Below are 21,794 nucleotides of genomic sequence, written 5' to 3' on the forward strand. Positions count from 1 at the left end.
GATCCTCGAAAATGCCTTCTGGCCGGGATGATTTATGAACGATGGGATCATAGGCACAGTCGCCTATTGACAGATGGCTAGGGCGTCCGGCCAGCCGCTATTCGGGGCAGACCGATGTCTGCGGTCTGCCTTTAGGGTGCAGACCACGCAGACTCAACGGTCGAGACCGGGCGATGGTGCTTCTTCTCATCCCTATTCGCAGCACCGGCGAGTGCTTGGAGAGGGGGAGGCCGGGGTTCCCTTCGCCCAGTGCTCACAGCGGGCCCCGATAGCGCCCGGACCCGCCATGACTCAGTGCGTCATCTCCGGCCGGTCGGCATGAGCGATCTCAGGAACTCCCGGGTCTCCTCATCGGTGGAGTACAGGCGGCATGACTTCATCCCCCGGGTCATCAACACCCGGTAGGTGTTCAGGGCGAAGTCAAGGTACTGGTCGGTGTCGACCCCCCGCATCGCCTTGTCATGGCTCGTCTCAGGGTGCGCCTCCCAGCGATCGCCGCGCCGGACCAAGTCCGGGCCGATGATGACACCGGCGTCGTCGTACTCCAGACCCTGGGCGGTGTAGATGCAGCCCACCTGCCGCTCCCCGCCCTCCTGAGTGGCCCACAGCCAGCTCTCCGGGCCGACGGAACCGCCGGCTAGGTCCACGGTGTGCTGCTTGTGCAGGTTCCAGGGGCGGTGCCACTGCTGGGTATCACCGTGGGCGTTCTCCCATTCGATGACGACCCCGGGGAGTTCCTCGCCCAGTCGCACCTCCTCCCAGCCCCAGCAGAAGCCCGCGCTGATACGGGCGGCACGGTGCTCTTCCACGCGTTCCGCAAGCCATCGCTCCATCGACGACGGGTTCTCGGTGACGTCAAGGTCGTAGTCGTGTGCGTCCCACGCCCGAGGGGTTCCATAGAGCAGGTCGTCGATCCAGGCGACGAACTCCCGGGAGCCATTGCAGCGGAAGTTTCCGTTCAGGTCGTGGACGACGACGTCGATCTCGGAGTCGGCGCCAGCCGCGATGTCACGGATCTCCTTCTCCGTCACCCCTTCGCTAGGGCGGACCCGCTGGCGCTCGTCGAGGAAGACCACGACGACCGGGACGTCCGCGAGATTGTTGAGGACATAGCTGCCGAACCCCCCACTGAACCGGCGGTAGCGATGGACCTCGTCGATGATCATCAACCCGCAGTCCTTCACCCTGTTCCTCGGCATCTGGAACAGGGGGGCGGACCCTGGGACGCCTACCGTTTCGCGCAGGGTCCTGGTGAGGGCTCCGGACGGTGTCCCGTACCGGGCCAGTACCGCCGGTTCGTTCAGGAAGTCCCCGAGCAGCCGCATGGCCAGTACCGTCTTGCCGCTGCCCGGTCCGCCGCGCACGATGACGAAGGTGCGGCGACCGTCGTTCCGCAATCGCTGATCGACCGTGGCACGGATATCCAGGAATGCGGTCTGCTGGTCACCGACGAGCGTGAACGAGGGCTCCTTCCGGAGAGCCGCCACGACACCGTCCAACAACCTGGCCCCGGCGCGCCACCGGGCCTCGGCGAACTGCTTGAGGTCCTGCTCTCCGACTCCTCGGAGGTCTCCGCACAGGAAGTGGTCGCGCAGTTCCGCCGATCCGGACGCGGTTCGGACGTCGTCGCGGCCGATGACAGGGACCCGGAGCGCGGGGGGAGCCGCATTGCGCATCTCCGCCGTCTGCTCCCGGTCAGCGTTGTGCAGGTAAGCGACACCACGCACGTTCAGTTCGACCGTGTCGGACTCGAACCAGTTCTCGAGGAAGGCCATGTAGCCGGCGGTCTGGGCGACCGGGTGGGTCGCGGGCTTCTCGTCACCCGGTACGCGCAGCAGGTTATTGGCCACGGGAGCGGCCCGGCTCCACTGCTTCAACTCGACGACCACACCGGCCAGTCCGTTCTCGCCCCTTCCGAGAAGCAGAGCGTCCATGCGGCTGTTCGTGTCCAGGGTCGCGAACTCGAGGTGGATCCACAGGTCCTCGAGACCGGCCCGGACCAGGGCGTCCACCAGAGGTGGCCAGCTGTTACGCCAGCTGCGGACTTCGGACTCACTAGGAGTACCGAAGCCGATGGCCTCGTAGGCATCGACGCAGCGTTCGATGAACCCGGGCTGCTGGAGTGCCCGAGCGGTGTCACCGACGCTGGCGGCGTGGACGAAGCGGAGGGGGGTGGAGGGGGTCTGCGACATCAGCTCTCTTCTACTGCGGCGATGGTCCGACGGTGCCAGGCGAAGTAGTCGGCGTTCTTGGTGGAGAAGGCGAGGCAGTGCTCGCCGAGGCGCTGCGCCGCGGTGCTCAGTGCCCCGCCCTGGGCCTTGGAGGAGGGGCGGATACGACCGCCGGCGTCCACGTACACGAAGCCGTGTTCGAAGAGGGAGTCACAGCCGAGCGTGCAGGCGAACATGACGTTGCTGAGGTCACTTCGTTCCTGATGGTCGCTCTTGCTCCGGCGCTTGATGTGCGCGGTGTGGACGAGCCGCTTGGGCAGAACCTGTCCGCACAGGTCGCAGGGGACCTCGGTCCGACCCTTGAGCTTCTTCGCACGCAGCTTCTTCTGCTCGGCCCGGACGTGCACGTACGCGGAGATGTCGAGCACCGGGGGCAGGTCGCGCATGATCTGGTCGGCCGGGTCCTCCGGGTCGAGGAGCGCCTTCTCACCACCGTGCTCCTGGAGGGCTTCCTTCAGGGCCTGCTCCATGACGGACTCCCGGCTCTCCGGGAGGTAGGGCCCGCCTTGGGCACAGGCCGACCGGCGCAGGGCCTCGATACCCTCGGGGCCGACGCGGGGGTGCTCCTTGGTGACGTCGTGGAGGGTCTCCTCGATCACCAACGGAACCCGGTAGGGGTAGACGTCGTCGTCCCAGACCGGGGTGCCGTGCTGATAGAGGCCACCGGTCAGCCGGGCGACCACCACCTCGGGCACGGTCCTGGTCTGCGCCTCGGGCCTGGAGATTCGCCCCAGGCCCTCATGACCGAGGTAGAGGCGGTCGTCCTTCTTAAGCGAGGTGAGCACCTCGTGGTGCGCCTTCTTGTCCTCGACGGTATCGAGTTTCCACCCCCAGACGGACCGCTCGATGCCCCGGCGCAGGTTGGCGGTGCCCTTCTCACCCACGTAGACGTAGACCTCGGTGATATCTCTCTCGCCCACAATTCTCTTTCCGTCCGTGTTCCGACCGCTGCTCCCCGTTCGGGAACGGCTCTGTCGTAAGGGATCCTTATGGTACGAAGTCCCTGAGACACACCGGCTCCGCCCGGTCCCCCGCAGCCAGCCCCCTGGAGTGTGACTTGACGGCCTACCGCCGCTCCGCGTCCTCCCTGTCCTCCCACGAGTCACCCATGGAGGCGGAACTGGGGGAACTGATCGCCGAACACGTGCGCTACACGTTCAAGCACTCCCCCTCACCCGCGGAGATCCGATCCTGGGAGCGGAGCCTTCCCGCCCTCGCGAGCGACCTGGTCGACGCGGGCCTGGGCGGAGTCGAGATGCTCGTCGAGTACAAGGTGCCGTTGAGTGACAAGCGGGTGGACGTCATACTGGCCGGCCTGCACCCGGTGACCGACGAACCCAGCTATGTGGTGGTCGAGCTCAAGCAGTGGAGCGAGGCCGAGTCCGTGGAGGACGACCCGACGATGGTCCTGGTCCCCGCTCAACCGGGCGGCCCCAAGCTCCATCCGGTCCTGCAGGTGCAGCAGTACTGCGACTACATCGGCGACTTCGTCGCCTCCCTGGACGCCCCTGCCGAGCAGCTGCGCGGCGCAGCCTACCTGCACAACGCCTACGACCCGGCCGTCCGTGACCTCTTCGACCTGCCCCAAGATGACCGCGGACGGCTGTTCACCGCCCAGCACCGCGGTGAGTTCCTCGACTTCCTCAAGGGCAGGCTGGCTCCCAAGTCCGGCGTCGAGGCGGGCGACCGGTTGCTGAACGGGAAGATCCGGCCCAGCAAGCAACTCATGGGCGTGGCGGCCGAGGAGGTCAAGAACCGCTCGCAGTTCATCCTGCTCGACGAGCAGAGACTCGCCTTCCAGACCGTCCTGCACGCGGTGGAGCGCGCCCACGAGGAGGACCGCAAGACCGCCGTCATCATCAGTGGTGGTCCGGGCAGCGGTAAGAGCGTCGTGGCGCTCTCTCTGCTCGGGGAACTCTCCCGCAAGGGTGTGAGCACCCTGCACGCCACCGGTTCACAGGCGTTCACCAAGACCATGCGCAGGGTGGCGGGCAAGGGCAGTACCCGGGTCCAGAGCATGTTCAAGTACTTCAACAGCTTCATGGACGCCTCGAAGAACCAGTTCGAGGTCCTGATCTGCGACGAGGCCCACCGCATCCGGGAGACCTCCGCGAACCGCTACACCCGCAAGGAGTTCCGCACCGGCCGCCCGCAGGTCGAGGAACTGTTGGCGGCGGCCCGGGTACCGGTGTTCCTCCTGGACGAACACCAGGTGGTGCGCCCCGGGGAAATGGGCACTGTGGCGACCATCCGCGAGCACGCGGAGGCTTTGGGACTGCAGGTGGCCCAGGTCGACTTGTCGGGACAGTTCCGCTGCGGCGGCAGTGCCCGCTACGAGCACTGGGTGCTGCGCCTGCTCGGCCTCGCGCCCGGTGGGCCGGTTTCCTGGGAGGGGGACGAGGACTTCGGCCTTCGCACCGCTCCCTCCCCCGAGGAGTTGGAGGCCCATCTGCGTTCTTTCGTCGAGTCCGGAGAGTCCGCACGAATCAGCGCCGGATACTGCTGGCCGTGGAGCAAGGCCGAGAAGGACCGGCCCCTGGCCGACGACGTGCGGATCGGCGGATGGGGACGCCCCTGGAACAGCCGACTGGAGACCTGGCTGCCCGGCGCCCCGCCCAGCGCGCTCTGGGCGACGGAGGAGGGCGGGTTCGACCAGGTCGGCTGCGTCTACACCGCACAGGGGTTCGAGTACGACAGGTCCGGGGTGATCCTGGGGCCGGACCTGGTGTTCCGCGACGGCCACCTGGTCGTCGACCGCAAGGCCAACCGAGACCCGGCGCTGACCAGCAAGGCCACGGACCAGGAGGCGGAGTCGCTCATCCGCAACACCTACAAGGTCCTGCTCACACGCGGCATGCGGGAGACCGTGCTGTTCTCCACGGACCCGGAGACCCAGGAGTACCTGGAGTCGCTGATCGGAACTCGGGGCTGACAAGGCCGGGCTGCGGAGGGGGCGTCTTTGTACTCCCTCCGCAGCCACGATGGTCTCCGGAGGCAAGGTTGCACCCAACGGTCTCGGCTCGCGAGCACGTACGCGCACAGGCGCGCTCGGCGTCGGCGGAGAAACCTCAAGGGCCTGGAGAGCGCGCCTGACCGCGGTGGATCAGGTTCCGTGACGGATGTTCCTGGGGCCGCCGTGTTCCGGGGATACACGACGGGATAAAGCGCACGGGACCGCATAGGCCGGGTGCAGGCCATGGAGAGCCGAACGGCGGCGTCCGCGCCTTCAGCTTCGCGGCACGTCGATCTCCCATGACCGCACCTTGTCCGCGAGAGCGGATCAGGGCTTGTCACCCCAGAGCCATTCGGGGTCCATGCCCGCTGTGAGGTGGTCGCGCACGGTGTCCCTCGCCAACGGCCTGAGGCAGCTGTCGGCGACACGGGAGTGACCACCCGGATCCGGGCAGATCAGGACGGCGAAGACCCGCAAGTGGAGAACGGCGGAGGGCAGGTCCGTGCCCAGCAGCACGTGCGCGCTCCTCCACAGCAGGCGCAGCGCCACCTCCGCGAGCATGGTGCGCACCCGCCCCCACTCGGCGGCATCACCGTGCTCCAGGACCGCCGCTCCGACCTCGTCGGGCACCCTGCCCAGGAGATCGGCACCCCGGTCCAGGACATTCGCGATCTCGGCCAGCAGGTCGCACCAGAAGTGGCCCGCAACGGCCCGGCCGTAGTCGGCGAAGGCCGGTTCGGTGTCCGAGCACTGTGCTGCGAAAGCAGCCAACCCGTCGCCGAAGACGTCCCGGTGGATGGCGTTGCCGAGTTTCTCCAAGCGCTCGACGGTATCTTCGTGTTCTGCGAGCCAGGAGACCACGGCGGCGACGGCGACCGCTCCGCCGGCCCGCCGCAGGTACCGGGTGGGAGCCTTGCGGCGGTTCTCCTGGAAACGGCGCCGCTGCTCCCACCACTGACGCTCGGCGGGCTCACTCAGCTCCCGCACCCCTTCGCCGCCCCTGCGGGCCCGTTCCAGGTGTCCGGACCATCCGTGCAGACTGCCTCCGCAGGTGGAACAGACACAGGTGGGCCTGACGGCCTGCTCGCATCGCTTGCTGTGCTCGGGGGTGGGCTGCACAGAACCTCCGGGGGTTGGAGACGGTGCCGGCTCGAATGAGCCGTCCCCACGGTGCCCCGCGAACACCGGTACCGGGTACCCCGCCGGGAGCCACTCTCCTGTGTCCGCAGGGGCACGGCGCCCTTGCCCTGCCGGGTTCGACGAACTCTCGGATCCGGAGACGCAGCCCTTGTGGTCTGTCGAGCGGGGGACCCGCGTAGGCGGGATTGCGGAGGCAGTGCACGTCGTCAGGTGGTGGGGAAGGAGTCCCGGTCGGTTCCTCCGAGGCGCGCCAGACGCGGGCGGCCTCCGGGGCGCTGCGCAGGGTCGGTTACAGACGCTGCTCGGCGGGCGGCCCTCCGAGCCTGCCGAGGCCGCTGGGGCTGTAGAACACGCCGGGTCGGGCGTCGGGGAAGGTCGCGGCCGTCAGCGCGGGCAGAGCCGCCGTCCGGAGGGCGCCCAGCAGGATGCCGCGGGCCGACAGGGCCCGGATCCGGCCGATGTGCGGGGTGTCCTCCCCGCGGCCGAGTTCGGGGGGCGGCGAGGAGGCTGGCCAGGGCCGCTCCGGGATGGGCGAGGTTGCTGGTGACGCCCCGGCCGTGGGCCCTGCTGCGGCGGTCCGGTTCGAGGCCGAACAGCCCGAAGGCGATCTTGGACCGGTTGTACACGCGCATCTCGTGGTGGGAGCGCTGCCGGTTCAGGTCCTCCCGGTGGAGGGCGCCGCGGCGGGTGGAGACGCTGATCTGCGAGGTCACCCGTGCCCGGCCGGCGCGCAGCAGCGGGAGGAGGCCGACCCGGGCGACGTGGCCGAGGTGGTGGGTGCCGAACTACAGCTCGTACCCGTCGGCCGTGGTCCGGCGGCCCGGGGCCGCACTACGCCGGCGTTGTTGAAGAGGAGGTGGATCGGTCGGCCCTCCTCGCGCAGGGTGTCGCCGAGGGCCGTGACCGATTCGAGCGAGGACGGGGCGAGGCTGTGCAGCGAGACGTCGGCGCCGGGTGCCGCACGCCGGCTCTCGGCGATCCCCGGTCCCATGCCGTCGTTCGCGCCGGTGACGACGGCGCGTCCTCCGGTGAGGTCCGGCACGGTGATGTCGATGGGTCGTCGTGGCATGGTCCTGCTCCTTCATGTCGTGTGGCCGCGGGCGTGCCGACCGGGCCGTCCCGGGCCCCGCTCCGGGCGGGGCGGCGGGGCCTCTGACCGCCGCCCGGGTACCGCCCGGGCCCTGTCGGCGATCCTCGGCGGGCGGAACGGGCCTGTACAGGGCCCGGCGATCCCAGGCCCACCGGGCCGCCACTGCGTCCCGCGGGGGGTTCGGCGGGCCGGAAGCGGCGACGGCCGGGGGCAGAGAGGTGCCCGCGAAGGCGCGGCGGACCACCGGGGTCACCCCAGGTCGCGGGCGGACGGCTCTTCGGGGGTGACGTGGCGGCGGGCGCCGGAACGGGTAAGCCGCAGGCGGGGAGGGCCCCGGATTTCCAGGCGATAGATTCTCTACTCGGTCGGTATTCTCGCGGCGCGTGCCCGCGGCCCGGACGAGCAGTGAGGTGGACGGTCATGGACAAACCGCGCGGAGACGACTCGTTCTCGTTGCTGTACAGGGTGGGGTTCCGCATCAACTACGCCCTGCTGCACGTCATGGGTCCGGCGGCGCTGTCTCCTGAGGCCGACCCGGCGCAGCGCGCGAAGAAGGAGTACGAGCGCCGGCGCGAACTCCACCGGGCGTGGAAGGCGGAGCAGCGGTCCGCCTAGCGGAAACGCGCACGGCGCGTCCGTAGATGCGGGCGCCCCCACGGGAGCAGTGCCCGCCCCCGGCCGGACGGCGTCCTGCCGGGTACCGGGCGACCAGGCGGCCCCTTCCCCGGGCTCTGCGGGATCCGTGGGCGGCACCCTCCCGCCCCACGGCCCCTGCCATCGCTCCGTTCGCCCGGCGGCCGGCTTCCTCAAGACCCGGCACACCGAGACCCGCACATCGACCGTGCGGCCCGCCCGGCCCTTTTCCACTGTTCCCGGTGTGCCGCGGCAGACGGACACCGATACGCAGGACCGGTCGGCGGGCCCAGGCGGCGGAAAGTCCGGTCGTGGGCCGCCCCCTCCGCGCCACCGGCTCAGCCGTTCACGCGACCGGGACGCGTGGCTCCCGGACTCCGGTGGCACCGCGGATCAGCGCCTCGTCCATGCATCGCCCGAAGGCGGGAACGGAGGCTCCCGCTCCGGCCACAGGCCGAGTGGGCCCTGCACGAGCGGGTCCGCCGACAGGGGTGGGGCCGCCCCCGTGGTCCGCGCTCCGTGGGGGCCCGCCGGGAGGCGGCGGAGGAGCCGACCGCCCTCCCGTGAACGGCACCGCCACTCGGCCCCTTCGCCCCGCCTCCGCGACGTCGCCGCATCCACGGGCCGGCCCACCGCCGGGTCCGGCGCCCAGCGCTCCGCGGGGGTCTCGACCGACGATCGCGTCCCGTATCGGCCGGGACGGACGGCGGACCACGGCGGACACGGGGCACCCGCACCGCCCCTGAGCGGGGATTCGGATGTCCGGCGCGGGAGATCTCGACGGTCACTTGTGAGGGGGCCCGGCGCGCTGAACGGGGGTTTCGGGCGGTCGGGGCGGTGGGGGGCGGGTTGTTTCGGGGGTGGGGGCGGGATAGATCCGGGCCGTTGCGGAAAGTGTGTGCTGTTTGAACGAAACCGCCCCCGGTACGGACCGGCGGACGATAGAACGGTGGGCGTTGCGCGCGGTGATGAGTTCGTCGCGGACGGTGCGATGAGAGCGGGGAACGGGAATGGTGTGCGCGGGTTCGGACGGTGGACGGCCGGGCCGGCCGCGGGTCGTCCCGGAGGACGGGGACCCCTCGGCGGCCGAGTCGGAGGCGGATCCCGGCGGCGGGAGCGGGCTCCCCCGCGGTTGCCCCGCCCGGGCGTTCGCGCTGGAGCGGGAGTACGGGCGCTTCGAGGAGTCGCTGCCGATGTCGGGGTGGGGCATGGGCGGCCGCGCCTCGTTCGCCCCGCCGAGCGAGACGGCGCTGGCCGGGGACGCGGCGCAGACCGTGCCCCTGCGCGACCTGCTGGAGCTGGCCCGGTGGATCACCCCGGAGCGGCCGGTGACCTCGGCGGGGACGCTGGACGCCGGCGACGTGCGCGCGGCGGTGGAGGAGCTGGGGCTGTGGCCCGCGGTGTCGGAGGAGGCCGCGGCGGAGCGCTCCGAGCGGCTGCGGCGGCTGCGCAACGGCCGTGAGCTGCCCGAGTTCGCTGCGCTGTGGCGCGCGGCCGTGGAACTGGAGGTCATCGAGGTGGCCTCGGGGGTGGCCCGGCCCTGCGCCGGGATCGCGGACGGGGACCCGGAGGAGCTCCTGGACGTGTGGGAGGCCCTGTTCCTGTCGGCCGTCGAGGGGGACGAGGTGCCCGGCCGGGAGGTCGGCGGGGACGAGGTGCTGGCGGCGGCCCTGTGCATGCTCCAGGAGATGCCGCGCGGCGCCGAGGTCCCGCTGATGGACCTGGTGGACCTGGCGCGGGACCTGCGGCGCGACCGGCACCCGTCGGAGCCGGAGCACCTGGCCTATCCCGCGGTCATCGAGGCGATGTACGCCGGGGTGGTGCGGCTGGCCCGCGCCGGCGCCGTGCGGCTGGTCGGGCGCTCCCCCGCAGGGCTGCTGGTCCCGCACCGGCTGGGCCGCGGGCGGGCGCCCCGGCCGCTCTGGCCCGGGGCCCAGGAGACGACGTCCACCGAGCAGGTCGACGGGGCGGTGGCGCTCACCGCGCTGGGGCGCTACGGGGCCCAGCTGCTGCTTCCCGAGGGCGACCCGGCGTGGGCGGAGGTGCCCGCTCCGCGCGCCGGGGACGGCGGCGGGTCCGGGACCGGGGACACCGCCGGGTTCCTGGACTCGCTGAGCGCGCTCCCCCTGCGGTGGCACGCGGCCGAGGTGCAGCCGTGGCTGTCGGTGCGGACCGCGGCCCAGGCCGTGCGGGAGATCGCGGCCGCCGCGGCGGATCCCACGCCGCTGGGCGCGCTGCGCCGCACGATCGGGGTGTCGGTGCTGTCGGTGGTGGGCGACGAGGCCGCGCCGGAGCTGCGCCTGCTGCTCGCGTCCGGGCGTCCGGAGGCGACCGGGCTGGCCGCCGGGGCCCTGATGGCCCTGCCCGGGACCTCCGCCGAAGAACACCGGAGGCTGCTCGCCGAGTACGGCCCGTGGTGGACGATCGACACGGTCTCCGGCCTGCTGGCCCTGGGCGAGGAGCACCTCGACGAGCTGTTCGGCCCCGGGAACGGGGGGCGCCCCGACCCCCTCGGCGAACTCCTCCTCTCCGGGGAGGGCCGCGCGGGGCGCGTCGACCACCCCGCGGCCCTGCCGGTGCTGGAGGCCCTGGGCCGTCTGCACCCGGACGAGGAGGTCGCCTCGGCCGCGCGCCGGGCGGCGGACGAGGTCCGCGCCCGCCGGGGCTGACGGACACGGCCTTCCCGGGCGGGCCGTCCTCCCCGCCCGTCCGGGGCGCCGCCCGCCTCCCGGGCCCTCGGACCGGGGCTCCCCGCCCCGGTGGCCTATCGGGGACCAGGGCCCCGGGCCAGGGAGGCGGGCGGTCAGAAGTCGCAGCAGCAGTCGCAGTCGCAGGCGCCGTTGCACGGGCAGTCGCAGTATCCGCACCAGGCGTCGCGCCGCTTGCCCGACCAGGGTCCCGGATGGGGGTCGCGGCAGCAGAGCTGGCAGGTGCAGCACATGAACAGCGCGACCGCGCAGCCGGTGAGGGGTCCCCGGCGCTTGGGCGGGTGGTGCAGCCCCGGCGTGCCGCAACCGCACGAGGTGCAGCAGCCGCCGGAGTCGCGGCCGCCGCCCCCGTGGGAGCCGTGCCCTCCGCCTCCGGAGGGGTCGCCGCCCCCGTGGGGCCGTCCGCCGTACTGGCCCGGGGGGACGTGGCCGTAGCCGTGGGCCGGGTCCCGGGGGTGCCCGTGGGGGTGCTGCGGCCCGCCCGGCGGGTACTGCCCGGGGTGGTGGGGGTGGCCGGGTGGGTTCCCCCGGTGGTGGGGGTGGCCGGGTGGGTTCCCCCGGTGGTGGGGGTGGCCGTGGCCGGGCGGGTGGTGGCCCGCCTGGGAGAAGGTGCGGCCGACGGCGCGGCCGAGTTCGTGCACCAGCAGGGCGCGGACCAGGCGGTCGTCGGTGAACGCGGCCTCCTCCAGGGCGAGGCGCACCCCGAGCGCCGCTCCGTCGCACAGCCCGCGGGCCCGGTCGGGCCCGGTTCCGGTGGCGGTGAGCGGGTTCCAGGCACCGCGGGCCCGGTCCTCCTCCAGGTCCTCGACGGCGTCGAGGAGGTGGGCGATGCGGCCGAACAGGCGGCCCGCCTCGCGCAGCGGTCCGGCGTTGTCCGGGCGGCCGGCCAGGACGGCGGTGTGGGCGAACGCCTCCGCGGTGGCCTCCTCGGTGGGGGCGGTGACGGTGAGGACGTCGGTGCCGGGCCCGGCCGCGAGTTCGAGGTCGCGCTGGCGGTCGACGACGGCGAGGAGGGCGGAGCCGTCGAGGCCGAGCCCGTCGCCGGAGGCGGTGGCGCCGCGGCGCCAGCGCTCGGCCATCCGGCCCGCGAGGGTGCGCACCCCGCGGCGGGCGTAGACGCCGTCGCCGTCCTCGATGTGGTCGGTGATCTTGGCTGAGGCCAGCATCAGCGAGACCGCCGCGGCCAGGTGGGCGCCCGCGCCGTCGGCGACCCGGCCCCCGCGCATGCCGCGCAGGGGGCAGCGTCCGGCCTCGCGGGTCCCGGCCTGTTCCGGGGCCTGGGCGGCGGTGAGGACGGAGATGACGAGGCCGTCGTAGTTGGTGGCCATCCGGGAGACCTGGCCGTGGTCGTCCCGCAGGGCCAGACAGAGTCCGCACATGTGGGCCATCCACTCGTCCGCCAGCCCGTCGGGGAGGGTGTGCCGACAGGGACGCAGGATTCCGAACACCGGGCGCCACCTCTGTTTCCGAATCGTCGTGGTGCGATGGACGACGGTTCGATGCGCGGTGCGGCCTCCGGGTTCGGTCCGGTTCCAGGTGGGGGGCGGCGGCGCCGCCCCCCGGTGTCGGCCGCGGTCGGGGCTACCGGCCGCGGTCGGCGAGGCGCTGGAGGCGGACCACCTCGGCCTGCTGGTCGCGAAGCCGGCGGTTCATGCGGTCCCGGTGGTGGGACAGGACGGTCATGGCGAGGACGGCGACCCAGACGGATCCCATCAGGAAGAACGTGACGGCTGTGGCCGCGATGAGGATGAGGGTGGCGTTCATGACGCACCTCCGATCCCCCGTACCGGGGATCTGTACGAAACCAGAGTGATGTGCGGTGCGTGGCGAGACCGGATATCGGACCGCCGGGTCGAAGAAACTCACTGAGCCTCTGTGCCGCAGGCCTGGTTTCAGGCTAAATTGGGTTTTTCCACTGGGGGAAGCGCTCACTTCTGGCCGAAATGTGTACGTGCGCACATGCAAGGTACGGAAAGGGTACGCCTCATGGACGACGACGCCCCCCGCACCCGGCGGGAGTACGCGGAGGCCCTCCGGGAACTCCGCCGGGGGCTGGGGTGCACCCCCGAAAGGCTCCTGCGGAACCGGCCGCTGCACCGGGCCCTGGCCCGCCGCCTCAGGGCGCGGGGCGAGGCCCCCGCACCCGACCGGCTCATCATGGCGCTGACCCGGTTGATCGAGTCGGTGGAGGACCCGCGGTCCCGCGGCTCCCTGCTCGTCGCGCTCCGCCTGGACCCGCGCTATCCGCAGTACTCGCTGACGGACCGGCGCAAGCACTACAACCGCGACCTCCAGCGCTCCCCCGACCCCGAACTGCACCGCCTGTACGTCGACAGCCCCCGGAGCATGGAAAGGCGGGAGAACCGGGGCATCGAACAGGTGGCGTACTTCCTCAGCGCCGATCGGGAGGCCTCGGTCCCCGCGCACCTGATCGACTCCCCACTGCGCCCGATCGCGCCCCAGCGGGAACTCGCCATCGAGGCGATCTCCTATCTGTGCCGTTTTTCGGAAGAGGGGGTCCTGACGTCGCAGGACACCATTCGCTGGGTGCGGGCCCCCTCCCCGGACACGAACCCGGAACTATCCGTTACGCACCGGTATTTCAACGAGGACCGGTCCGGCATTCTCGACCTGGAGGAGCTTTACGGATGCCGGGTGGTGGAACGCAAGGAAACGGTCAGCGGTGGGCTGATAGCCCGCATTCGGACGCACCGACACCTTGAGCCCGAGGACGGGCCGTTCTCCTTTGGTGTTCGCTTGAACACGAAGAGTGATGTACGATGCAGGCCAGTGGTCATGTGGCGCCCGCGAACAGCGTTCACAAAGCGCATCGAGTTCCATTTGCAATTCCCTGAGTCGCGCTCACCCGTGCGCTCCTGGTGGTTCCAGAGCCCGAGGGAGATCGAGGGCGAATTGGAACCCGATGCGTCCGAAGGACGGCACCTGACACACTACGATGGGGGAAGGTACGTGTACCGGATATTCGAAAATTCGGACATATCCCCTGACCTGCGTTACGGGATCTCCTGGGTCTGGCCGTGATCCGCTTCAGCGGCCCACCCCGAGGAGCACAATGGAAAGAAGACCATGGAAAACGACGGATAACGCTCGGCTTCGACTGGCCCAGTGTTCTCGTGAGATCCCACTGGGCACAGCCTGGCGAACGTCAGCACTCTCCGTTGTCCATGCTCCCCTTCCCGAGGTCGCCTTTCCAGCCCGGCCCTCTGGATCCACACCCAAGGTAGCGCCCATTTCTTGGCTTTCCAAGGTTTTTTTCGGGAAATATCAAAGGCGCGAATCGGCCTCACTGGAGACGTTTGAGGCGAATGGATATCGGGAATAACCATATTTCCTTCTCCGATCGCCGCCGTCCCGGATATCCCTCGCAGCGAGTCGGCGAAACGACCATAGCGCCCCTGCTTCCCCCTGGCCCCCGTGAGTACCGCAGGGGCGGGAAAAGAGGCCCTGGCCGGTAACCGCCGGTCGAACGCGGGGCGCGGAGCCGGGGCCCGGGCCGGTGCATCCTGGATACCCCCGTATCACCCGCGCACACGCCGGTGCGCGCCGGAGCCCGGCCGGGGCCGCGGGGGCGGGAGCCCGGCGGTGCGCGGAAGCCCGCTCCCGGTGAATTCGGCACCGGTCGGCGCCGCGTCCGTGTCCCCTCTCCGGGGGTCCCGGAAAAAGAGGAATTCCGTTCCGCGCATTTCCGGGAACGGCGTCCGGGCCACCACCCGGGAGAGGCCTTTGGGGCGGCGGTCCGGGACGGAGCGGCGCGCGCCGTCCCGCGTCGCGCCACGGGGGTCAGCGCAGGGAGGCGGAGCCGCAGCACTTCTTGTACTTGCGGCCCGAACCGCACCAGCAGGCCTGGTTGCGCTCGGGCGGCCAGGGGGCGACGTCCGGGGAGTCCGGGGCCGGGACCGCCGCGACCCAGGCGCGGAGGGTGCCCGGGTCGGCGGGGTCGAGGCCGTGCTCGGCGGCGAAGGCCGCCAGGCCGTCCGGGGTGACGGGGATGGTGCCCAGGTGCACGTCCGGGAAGCCGCGGGCCTGGGCGCGCAGGGTGAGTTCGATGCGCTGGTGGTGGGCGGACCCGTCGGCGCCGGCGGGCAGCAGGCCGTGCTCGCGCGCCTGCTCCAGGGCGGCGTGCGGGTAGAAGGCGTGGTTCTCGCGGACGGTCTCCGGGACCGGCCGGGGCGCGTCCGCCTGCCCGGGGAGGGGCCCGGAGAAGGCCTCGGACAGGTCCCCCTCGAACAACGGCGCGGCCGGCTCGTCCGTGCCGCCGGACATGCGGCGGAGTTCGGCGGCGGCGTCGGGCAGGTGGCGGTCGGCCTCGCGGGCGGCGAGGTCGTGGCCGTCCGGGGTGAGGCCGAGGCGTTCGCGAACGGCGGCCCGGCCCAGCAGGGGCAGGAGGCCGATGCGGTTGAGGTCGGCGACGGTCTCGGCCGGTCCGGACAGGATGCTGCGGCACGCGATGTTGTAGCACTTCAGCGCGCGTTCGAGGGAGCCCTCGGCGGCGAACTCCTCGGCGAGGAGCAGGGCCGGGACCCGGTCGAGGCGGCCGGAGTCGAGGAGGTCGGCGATGAGCCGGTCGGCCGTGTCCGCCTCGCCGCGGCGGCGCAGCAGGGCGGCCAGGGCGTGGGTGGCGTACTGGCGGAGCGCCTCCTGCGGGGCGTGGGCGCGCAGGGCGTCCAGGAGGGCGCGGGCGCCGTCCGGGTCGGTCTCGCCCAGGTCCACGGCGGCGTCGAGGAGGAGGTGCGCGTCCGCGGAGGCGGCGAGGGCGGTGCGCCGGTGCTCGGGCAGGGGCAGGGCGTGGACCGCCTCCAGCAGGGGGCGCGGGAGGGCGGCGGGGACCGGCGGTGTTCCTGTCATCCCTCCAGGTTAGGAGCGGGTGCCACCCCGGCGCGCCGCCGCCGGACGCGACCGGGGAAAGCCGTGGAAGGTCACACGCCGCCGGCTCCGTGCGGGCGCAGGGGTCGCGGAGCCGGGAGAGCCGGTCACAGCGGCCACCAGGGGGCGCCGGTGAGTGTGCCGAGGAGGTCGAGAGCGCCGGTCCCGAAGCGGGCGCCGGCCTCCAGGCCCGTGACGAGGAACGCGAAGAGGAGCAGCACCACCAGCACGCGGGAGGGCCACCGGCGCCGCGGCGCCTCGACGGAGAGCGGTTCGTCGTCGTCCTCGCGGTCGAGCCAGGAGCGGTCCAGGCGGGCGACCTCGCGTCGGGAGTCCTGGAGTTCGCCGTGGTAGTGGTCGCGCTCGTCGCGCACGCGCTGGAGCTCGGAGCGTTCGGCCCGGACCGCGGCGCGGGCGTCGACGAGGTCGACGCGCGCCTCCTCGGGGCCGTACTTGGTGAGCCACCGCTCCAGGCGGGCGAGGGGGAGGTCGGCGTACTGGGTGGGCCAGTTGTCGCCGGGGGCGACGTGGTCGGCGCGCTCGGGAACGGTCTCGGTGGCGTAGTCGGGGGCGGGGATCGCCTCCGTGCGGGTCCCGTCTCCGAAGGCGTCGGCCGGGGACCGGTCGCCGGCCCCGGGCTCCGCGGGTTCGGGGTGCGGGAAGAGGGGCGGGGCCTCGTCCGGGGTGCGCTCCGGAGCGGACTGGTACTCGTCCGGGCCGGGCGGTTCCGGCGTCGAGCGCATCGGGCGGCCTCCGAAGGCCCCCTCGGCGAGCGCGCGGACCCGGCCGTCGGCGCGCGACGCCTCCGGTTCGGGCTCGCGCGGGGCGTCGGCCGCCGCGGTGCCGGCGGCCGGGGTGTCGCGCCGGCCGCCCCGCTTGCGGAAGAGGCCGGTGCGGATGGGCGAGGGCGAACGCCGGGGTGTGTCGGCGGACACCGCCTCCTCCGGGGGTTCGGGGTCCGCGGTGGCGGGGGCGATCCGGGGTCGGCGGGATTCGTGGGGCTCGGGGGCGTCGAAGATGCGCGGGGGCCGGTCGTCCCGGGGCCGGGGCGAGGCGGGGAGGGGGGAATCGGGACCGGGGCCGGGATCCGTTTCGGTGCGCGGCGGGGCGAGGCGGGGGCGGTGCGGGTCGGACGCGTCGTCCCCCTCGGGCGCGGGTCCGGGGCCGACGGCGGACGCGGCGGACGGCCACAGCGCCTCGTCCGGGTCCGCGGAGGCGGGGGTGGGGGCGGGGGTGGGCGCGGAGGGGGAGCGCGGCCACAGGGGTTCGCCGGTGTCCGCCGGGGCGGGCGCGGAGTCGGTGTCCGCGGGTTCCACGGACGTCCGGCCGATGGGGACCGCGGGGCCGGGAGGGGCCTGGGGTCCGGTCTCGTCGGTGCCCGGGGGATCGATCTCGGGCAAGGCCGCGGCGGCTTCGGCGGCGGCCTCCCGGGACGCCCAGGCCCGGGCAGGGAGGTCGTCGGAGAGGTCCCTGGCGCGGGTGGCGCTCCGGAACGGGGAGGGCGGCGGGGCGGAGGAGCCGCCGGTGTCGCCGGGGAGGGCTTCGGCCTCGGGCAGGTCGTCGCCGGAGTCGTCGGCTTCCACGGGGAAGGGCGGGCGGACGGGCCCGGTCGTCCCTTCGGTACCGGGGGGCGGCGGCGCGGGGGCGGGCGGCAGGGGGATGCCCGCGGGGCGGGGGTGGTCCGCGCGCTGCGCGGGATCGGTGGAGCCGCCGCGGAACGGCGGGGGCTCGGGCGGACCGTCCTCTGCGGTGGCAGAGGGGCGGACGCCGCTCCCGGAACCGGGGTGGTGAACGGGCGGCAGCGGTAGCCCCGTCCCCCCGGATGACATGGGCTGAGAGGGGCCGGTGGGATCCTCGGTGCTCCCGGGGCGGGGGCGGCCGGTGGAACCGGGGTGGTGGCCGGTGTCGGCACCGGTCCCCGGAAGGGGCTCGGCGTCGGGGAGGTCGTCCTCGGCGGGTCGGGTCCCGCCGGGGGACAGGACATCGGTGCGGCCGGAGGCGGACGCGCCGCCACCGGAGTCCGCGGAGCGCGTGTGACCGGCGGGATCGGTGGAGCGTGCGGGGTCTCCGATGCCCCCGGGGAGGGAGCGCACCTCCGGCTGGTCCTCCGGCCGACCGTCGTGCGCGGCACCGGCGGGGTGCGCGGGGTGGGTCGCGACCGCGGAAGGCGGCTCCGCTTCGGGCAAGCCGGTGTTCCGGGCGTCGCCGAGACCGGCGGGCCCGGATCGGCGGGCGCCGTCGGCCTCGGCCCCCGGGAGCGGCTCGGCCTCCGGCAGGTCGTCGTCCTCGGCACCGGTGGGACGGGGGTGACCGGTGGGATTTACGGGACCGGTCGCCCTCCCGGAAGGGGGTTCACCCTCCGACAGGCCGCCGGTCCCCGCACCAGCGCCACGGTGAAGGCTCCCGGTACGGCCGCCCGTCCCGGACACGTCCGCGGGAAGCGGCTCTGCGCCGGGCCGGTCGTCGCCCCCGGCACCACCGGGGACGGGCCTTCCGGGAGAAGGTGGCCCGGCCTCAGCGAGAGCATCGCCTCCCGCAGCGTCGGAACGGAAGCCGTCCGTACGCCCGTCGGCACGGGACCCGCCCCGGGGAAGCGGCCCGGCGCCGGGCAGGTCGTCGCCCACGGCACCACCGGGACCACCGGGACCACCGGGGACGGTCCTCCCCGCGGGGGACGACCCACCCTCCGACGTCTCCTCGGCATCCCCACCACCGGAACGGAACCCGGCCCCCGGGAGCGGCTCGGTCTCCGGCAGGTCGTCGTCCTCGGTACCGGTGGGTTCACCGGGGACGACCATCCCGAAGGAGGGCGCCCCGCCCTCGGCGTGGGCACCGGCCCCCGCACCACCGGGACGGAAGCGGCCGACGGGGCCACCGGCGCCGATCCCGGGCAGGGGCTCGGCTTCGGGCAGGTCGTCTCCGGTGTCCTGGGCGTTCTGGGCGTCCACGGGGTGTGCCACCTCTTCGGGGCGGAGGGGATCGGGCGAGGCCTCGGGATCAGCCGGCCGAGCGGTGGCATCGACGCCTCCGGCGGAGCCGCCGGACGCGTCCGCGCCGCCCGCGACGGGCTCGGGATCGGCCGCGCCCTCCAGCCCGCCACCGGCGGGCCCCCCGGTGGCGTCGGCGCTCTCGGGGCCCGCCGCGGAGGCCGCCGAGGCGGCCGGCTCCCCCGCCCCGGCCGGGACGCCCTCGCCGCCCCCGTGCTCCCCGGCGGGGAGGCTCCCGCCTCCGGTGAGGAACGGACGTGTGCGCGACGCCCCCTCGGCGGTGCCGGTGCGGGCGCGGGGCCCGGAGCCGCCCGGCCACCGGGGGCCGTCGGACTCCGGCTCCGGCCCCGGTGAACGCTCCGGTACCGCCTCCGCGGTCCCCGGGTCGGTCCCCGCGTCGGCTCCGGGCCCGGCCTCCGCGACCCCGTCCCCTCCCCCGTCCGCGGGCGGCCACGCGTCCTCGGCGCCCGCGCCCGGCACCGACCGCGCGCGCGGTCCCGCCGGGGACGGGTCCAGCCAGTCGGCGAGGAGGTCGCGGCGCTCACCGAACGTCGGTGCGTCGGGGACTCCCCGTTCCGCCAGGTGCGCGACGAGCGCGTCGCCGCCCTCGTCGCGCAGCACGCCCACCAGGCGCTCGGCCACCGTCCGGAACTCCGTTCCGGGCATCCGCAGCAGCGGCCCCGGCGTCTGCGCGGGCGGCCCGAAGACGATGTGCTGGCCGCTCTCCCCCAGCACCGGGTCGTAGGTGGACAGCGACCAGTCCCAGCCCGGCGCGGGTGTCGTCCCGCGCGGGCTCAGCACCTCGTACAGGCTCCGGTGCATCCCCCACAGGAACCGCAGCTGCACCGCGTTCCACAGGTCCGCCCGGTCCGGTGCCAGGAACACCCGCACCGGCAGGTCGGGGCGCTCCAGCGCCGCCGCGACGCCCAGTGCCAGGAGTTCCTCGCCGCCCGGGGCGGTGAGGTCGGCCGCGCGGCGGTCGCGGGCGCGCACCGCGCCCGGGGCCGCCGACCGCTCCCAGGGTTCGGGGGCGTCCAGGGCCGGCATCGCCCCCCACCCCGCGCGGGGCGGGCGGGTGCGGTGCGGCCGGGTGTTGGGGTTCTCGTGCAGGCTCAGCACGCGCGGCAGGGTGAGCCCGTCGGCGGGGCCGACGATGGCCCAGGCGTGGGCGGTCTCCAGTTCGCCCGGCCAGCGGTAGACGAGGGCGGCCTGCCCGTCGTCGTAGGAGCGCACCCACAGGGTCTCGGGGTGGTCGGCCGGGTCGGGAAGGCAGACCCGGTAGTCGACGGTGAGGGCGGGCTGGAGCCGGTTGCGCCAGGCGCGCAGGGTAAGGCGCTCGTCCTCGCCGAAGGAGGCCGACGCGGGCCCGGGGCCGGTCCGCCCCAGCAGGGTGGGGTCCGCCCAGGCGAAGTGGATCTGGTGGTACGTGCTCTCGGGCAAGTGCCCCTCCCCCGCGGTCGCCTGGGCGGCGGGATCCGGCCGCCGCCTCTAGGGAAGGTATCCGGTCAAAGCTCGGTAAAAACCGTGTTCACGAACATGTGCACGACGTGTGTCCTGGGTTTCCCATGGACCACACCCGTCTCGGGGGACCCCGCCCGCCCCCGGACGGCGCCTTTCACCTGGCCGGACCCGTGTGCGACGCGGTCCGGCGGCGGCGGGCGGGGCCCGCAGGTGTCCGCTTCCGGCCGCTCCGGCGCGCCGGGCTCCGGGCCCGGCGGGGGCGCACGGCCCGCCGGGCGCCGGGGCCGCTCAGTGGGCCTCGTCGAGGATCCTCCGCTGCTCCGCGTCCAGCTCCAGGTCGGTCGCCTCCACCGCCTCGTCGAGCTGCGCCGCGTCGCCCACCCCGACCACGGGGATGATCCCGCCGCCGATGAGCCAGGACAGCACCACCTGGTTGCGGGTGGCGCCCGCCGTCCGGGCGACCTCGTCGAGCGCGGCCAGCCGGTTGCGGTTGCCGGGGTGGTCGTAGGCGGGGCCGAGCGCGGCGGCGCGCTCGGGCCGGGCGTAGGCGCCGCCGAGCAGCGAGGTGTACGCGACCAGGGCGAGGTCGCGCCCGGCGGCGTTCTCCGCGCCGACGTAGTCGAGGAGTTCGGGGGTGACGTGCGTGAACCCGTCGGACTCCAGCCGCGTCTCGTGGCGGGGCTGGAGGTAGCTGTAGCGGTACTGGAGCACGGTGGCGCGGTGGCCGTGGCCCTGGAGGGCGGCCCGGGCGCGCTCCAGGCGCCAGGTGCGGTGGTTGCTCATGCCCAGCTGGGAGACCTCGCCCGCGTCGACCAGCCGGGCCAGGGCCGCCATGGTCTCCTCGACCGGGGTGGCGCGGTCCTCCTTGTGCGTGTAGAGCAGGTCGATCCGGTCCACGCCCAGGCGTCGGCGGCTGCGTTCGGCGGCCGAGGCGACGACCTGCGCGGACAGCCCCTCCCAGGCCTCGGGGCCGCCGCCGGGGACGGTGGGCTGGGCACCGATCTTGGTGGCGATGACGACCTCGTCGGTGATGCCCTGCCCGCGCCGCCAGCGGCCCAGGAAGGCCTCGCTCTCGTGGCCCTCGAAGCCGTCGACCCAGTACTGGTAGCAGTCGGCGGTGTCGACGAAGGTCCCGCCCGCCCGCAGGAAGCGGTCCAGCAGGGCGGTGGAGGCGGCGTCGTCGGTCTGGCTGCCGAACTTCATGGCGCCCAGGCACAGGGCGCTGACCTTGCGGCCGCCGATCTCGGTGTGGCGCATCAGCTTCCGTCCTTGAGGGTGTGGGCGGTCCCGGCGGCGCGCTCGGAGAGGACGCCGAGGTAGTAGTCGATCTTGTGCTCGATGGCGCCCTGGCGCTCGACGAGTTCGGCGATGCGGGCGTCGAGGCGGTTCTTGTGCTCCTGGAGCACGTCCAGGCGCTCGGGGATGGTGTGGTCACCGGAGCGGACGAGCTCGGCGAAGGCGCGCAGGCGCGCAATGGGCATGTCGGTGTCGCGCAGGCAGCGGATGAGGTGAAGGAGCTCGACGTCGTCGGTGCGGTAGCGGCGGTGGCCGCTGGGCGCGCGGTCCACCCGGCGCAGCAGGCCCGCCTTCTCGTAGTAGCGCAGCGTGTCGAGGGTGAGGTCGAAGCGCTCGGCGATCTCACCGGGGGTGTAGTAGTCCTCCATGGGAAGAGCATGGGACCTGGAGTGCGCTCCAGGTCAAGGGGGC

Annotated in this window: 14 protein-coding genes; 4 read left to right on the forward strand and 10 right to left on the reverse strand. The window is 73.4% G+C overall.

Features of this window, described 5'->3' with window-relative positions; all coding sequences use genetic code 11:
• Positions 1 to 299: 299 nt before the first annotated feature.
• A complete protein-coding gene (locus BUE45_RS09225; protein ID WP_073377678.1) occupies positions 300 to 2,192 on the reverse strand; it encodes a DNA/RNA helicase domain-containing protein in 1,893 nt (630 codons plus the stop codon).
• Positions 2,192 to 3,151: a hypothetical protein gene (locus tag BUE45_RS09230; RefSeq protein ID WP_245832926.1), complete on the reverse strand. Its 960-nt coding sequence runs from the start codon at positions 3,149 to 3,151 to the stop codon at positions 2,192 to 2,194. Before BUE45_RS09230 ends, BUE45_RS09225 begins: the two co-directional genes overlap by 1 nt.
• 137 nt (positions 3,152 to 3,288) lie before the next feature.
• Here BUE45_RS09230 and BUE45_RS09235 point away from each other — a divergent pair, with 137 nt between their 5' ends.
• Positions 3,289 to 5,163, forward strand: a complete 1,875-nt coding sequence (locus BUE45_RS09235; protein WP_073377681.1) for a DUF2075 domain-containing protein — start codon at positions 3,289 to 3,291, stop codon at positions 5,161 to 5,163.
• A 348-nt stretch (positions 5,164 to 5,511) separates the two neighbouring features.
• Here the strand turns inward: BUE45_RS09235 and BUE45_RS09240 are convergent, their stop codons facing one another.
• A complete protein-coding gene (locus BUE45_RS09240) occupies positions 5,512 to 6,171 on the reverse strand; it encodes a hypothetical protein (RefSeq protein ID WP_245832928.1) in 660 nt (219 codons plus the stop codon).
• Between the two features lie 862 nt (positions 6,172 to 7,033).
• Positions 7,034 to 7,393: a Rossmann-fold NAD(P)-binding domain-containing protein gene (locus BUE45_RS33265; RefSeq protein ID WP_073377688.1), complete on the reverse strand. Its 360-nt coding sequence runs from the start codon at positions 7,391 to 7,393 to the stop codon at positions 7,034 to 7,036.
• 441 nt (positions 7,394 to 7,834) lie between these two features.
• Here BUE45_RS33265 and BUE45_RS09250 point away from each other — a divergent pair, with 441 nt between their 5' ends.
• Both BUE45_RS09250 and BUE45_RS32460 read left to right on the forward strand, forming a co-directional pair.
• Positions 7,835 to 8,029: a hypothetical protein gene (locus BUE45_RS09250; protein ID WP_073377692.1), complete on the forward strand. Its 195-nt coding sequence runs from the start codon at positions 7,835 to 7,837 to the stop codon at positions 8,027 to 8,029.
• 1,028 nt (positions 8,030 to 9,057) lie between these two features.
• On the forward strand, positions 9,058 to 10,716 hold the full coding sequence (locus tag BUE45_RS32460; protein ID WP_073377695.1) for a hypothetical protein: 1,659 nt from the start codon (positions 9,058 to 9,060) through the stop codon (positions 10,714 to 10,716).
• A 134-nt stretch (positions 10,717 to 10,850) separates the two neighbouring features.
• Here BUE45_RS32460 and BUE45_RS32465 read toward each other — a convergent pair whose 3' ends face one another.
• Together BUE45_RS32465 and BUE45_RS09265 are read right to left on the reverse strand one after the other, a co-directional pair.
• Complete coding sequence (locus BUE45_RS32465) at positions 10,851 to 12,203, reverse strand: DUF5685 family protein (protein ID WP_073377698.1); 1,353 nt, start codon at positions 12,201 to 12,203, stop codon at positions 10,851 to 10,853.
• Positions 12,204 to 12,336: 133 nt separating this feature from the next.
• Entirely contained in the window at positions 12,337 to 12,519 is a 183-nt protein-coding gene (locus tag BUE45_RS09265; protein ID WP_073377701.1) for a hypothetical protein, read from the reverse strand.
• 222 nt (positions 12,520 to 12,741) lie between these two features.
• Between BUE45_RS09265 and BUE45_RS09270 the strand changes: the two genes are divergently transcribed.
• On the forward strand, positions 12,742 to 13,797 hold the full coding sequence (locus tag BUE45_RS09270) for a hypothetical protein (RefSeq protein WP_073377705.1): 1,056 nt from the start codon (positions 12,742 to 12,744) through the stop codon (positions 13,795 to 13,797).
• A gap of 759 nt (positions 13,798 to 14,556) precedes the next feature.
• Here BUE45_RS09270 and BUE45_RS09275 read toward each other — a convergent pair.
• The 4 genes from BUE45_RS09275 to BUE45_RS09290 form a co-directional block, all read right to left on the reverse strand.
• Entirely contained in the window at positions 14,557 to 15,621 is a 1,065-nt protein-coding gene (locus tag BUE45_RS09275; protein ID WP_073377709.1) for an SEC-C domain-containing protein, read from the reverse strand.
• A 125-nt stretch (positions 15,622 to 15,746) separates the two neighbouring features.
• On the reverse strand, positions 15,747 to 20,066 hold the full coding sequence (locus BUE45_RS33785; protein ID WP_073377714.1) for a hypothetical protein: 4,320 nt from the start codon (positions 20,064 to 20,066) through the stop codon (positions 15,747 to 15,749).
• A 309-nt stretch (positions 20,067 to 20,375) separates the two neighbouring features.
• Positions 20,376 to 21,344 carry an aldo/keto reductase gene (locus tag BUE45_RS09285; protein ID WP_073377718.1) on the reverse strand — a complete coding sequence of 323 codons (969 nt, stop codon included), beginning with the start codon at positions 21,342 to 21,344 and terminating at the stop codon, positions 20,376 to 20,378.
• Positions 21,344 to 21,751: a MerR family transcriptional regulator gene (locus BUE45_RS09290; protein WP_073377722.1), complete on the reverse strand. Its 408-nt coding sequence runs from the start codon at positions 21,749 to 21,751 to the stop codon at positions 21,344 to 21,346. Before BUE45_RS09290 ends, BUE45_RS09285 begins: the two co-directional genes overlap by 1 nt.
• Between the last annotated feature and the right edge of the window lie 43 nt (positions 21,752 to 21,794).

The organism is Nocardiopsis flavescens (assembly GCF_900141985.1).
In the GTDB taxonomy this organism is placed as follows: Bacteria; Actinomycetota; Actinomycetes; order Streptosporangiales; family Streptosporangiaceae; genus Nocardiopsis; species Nocardiopsis flavescens.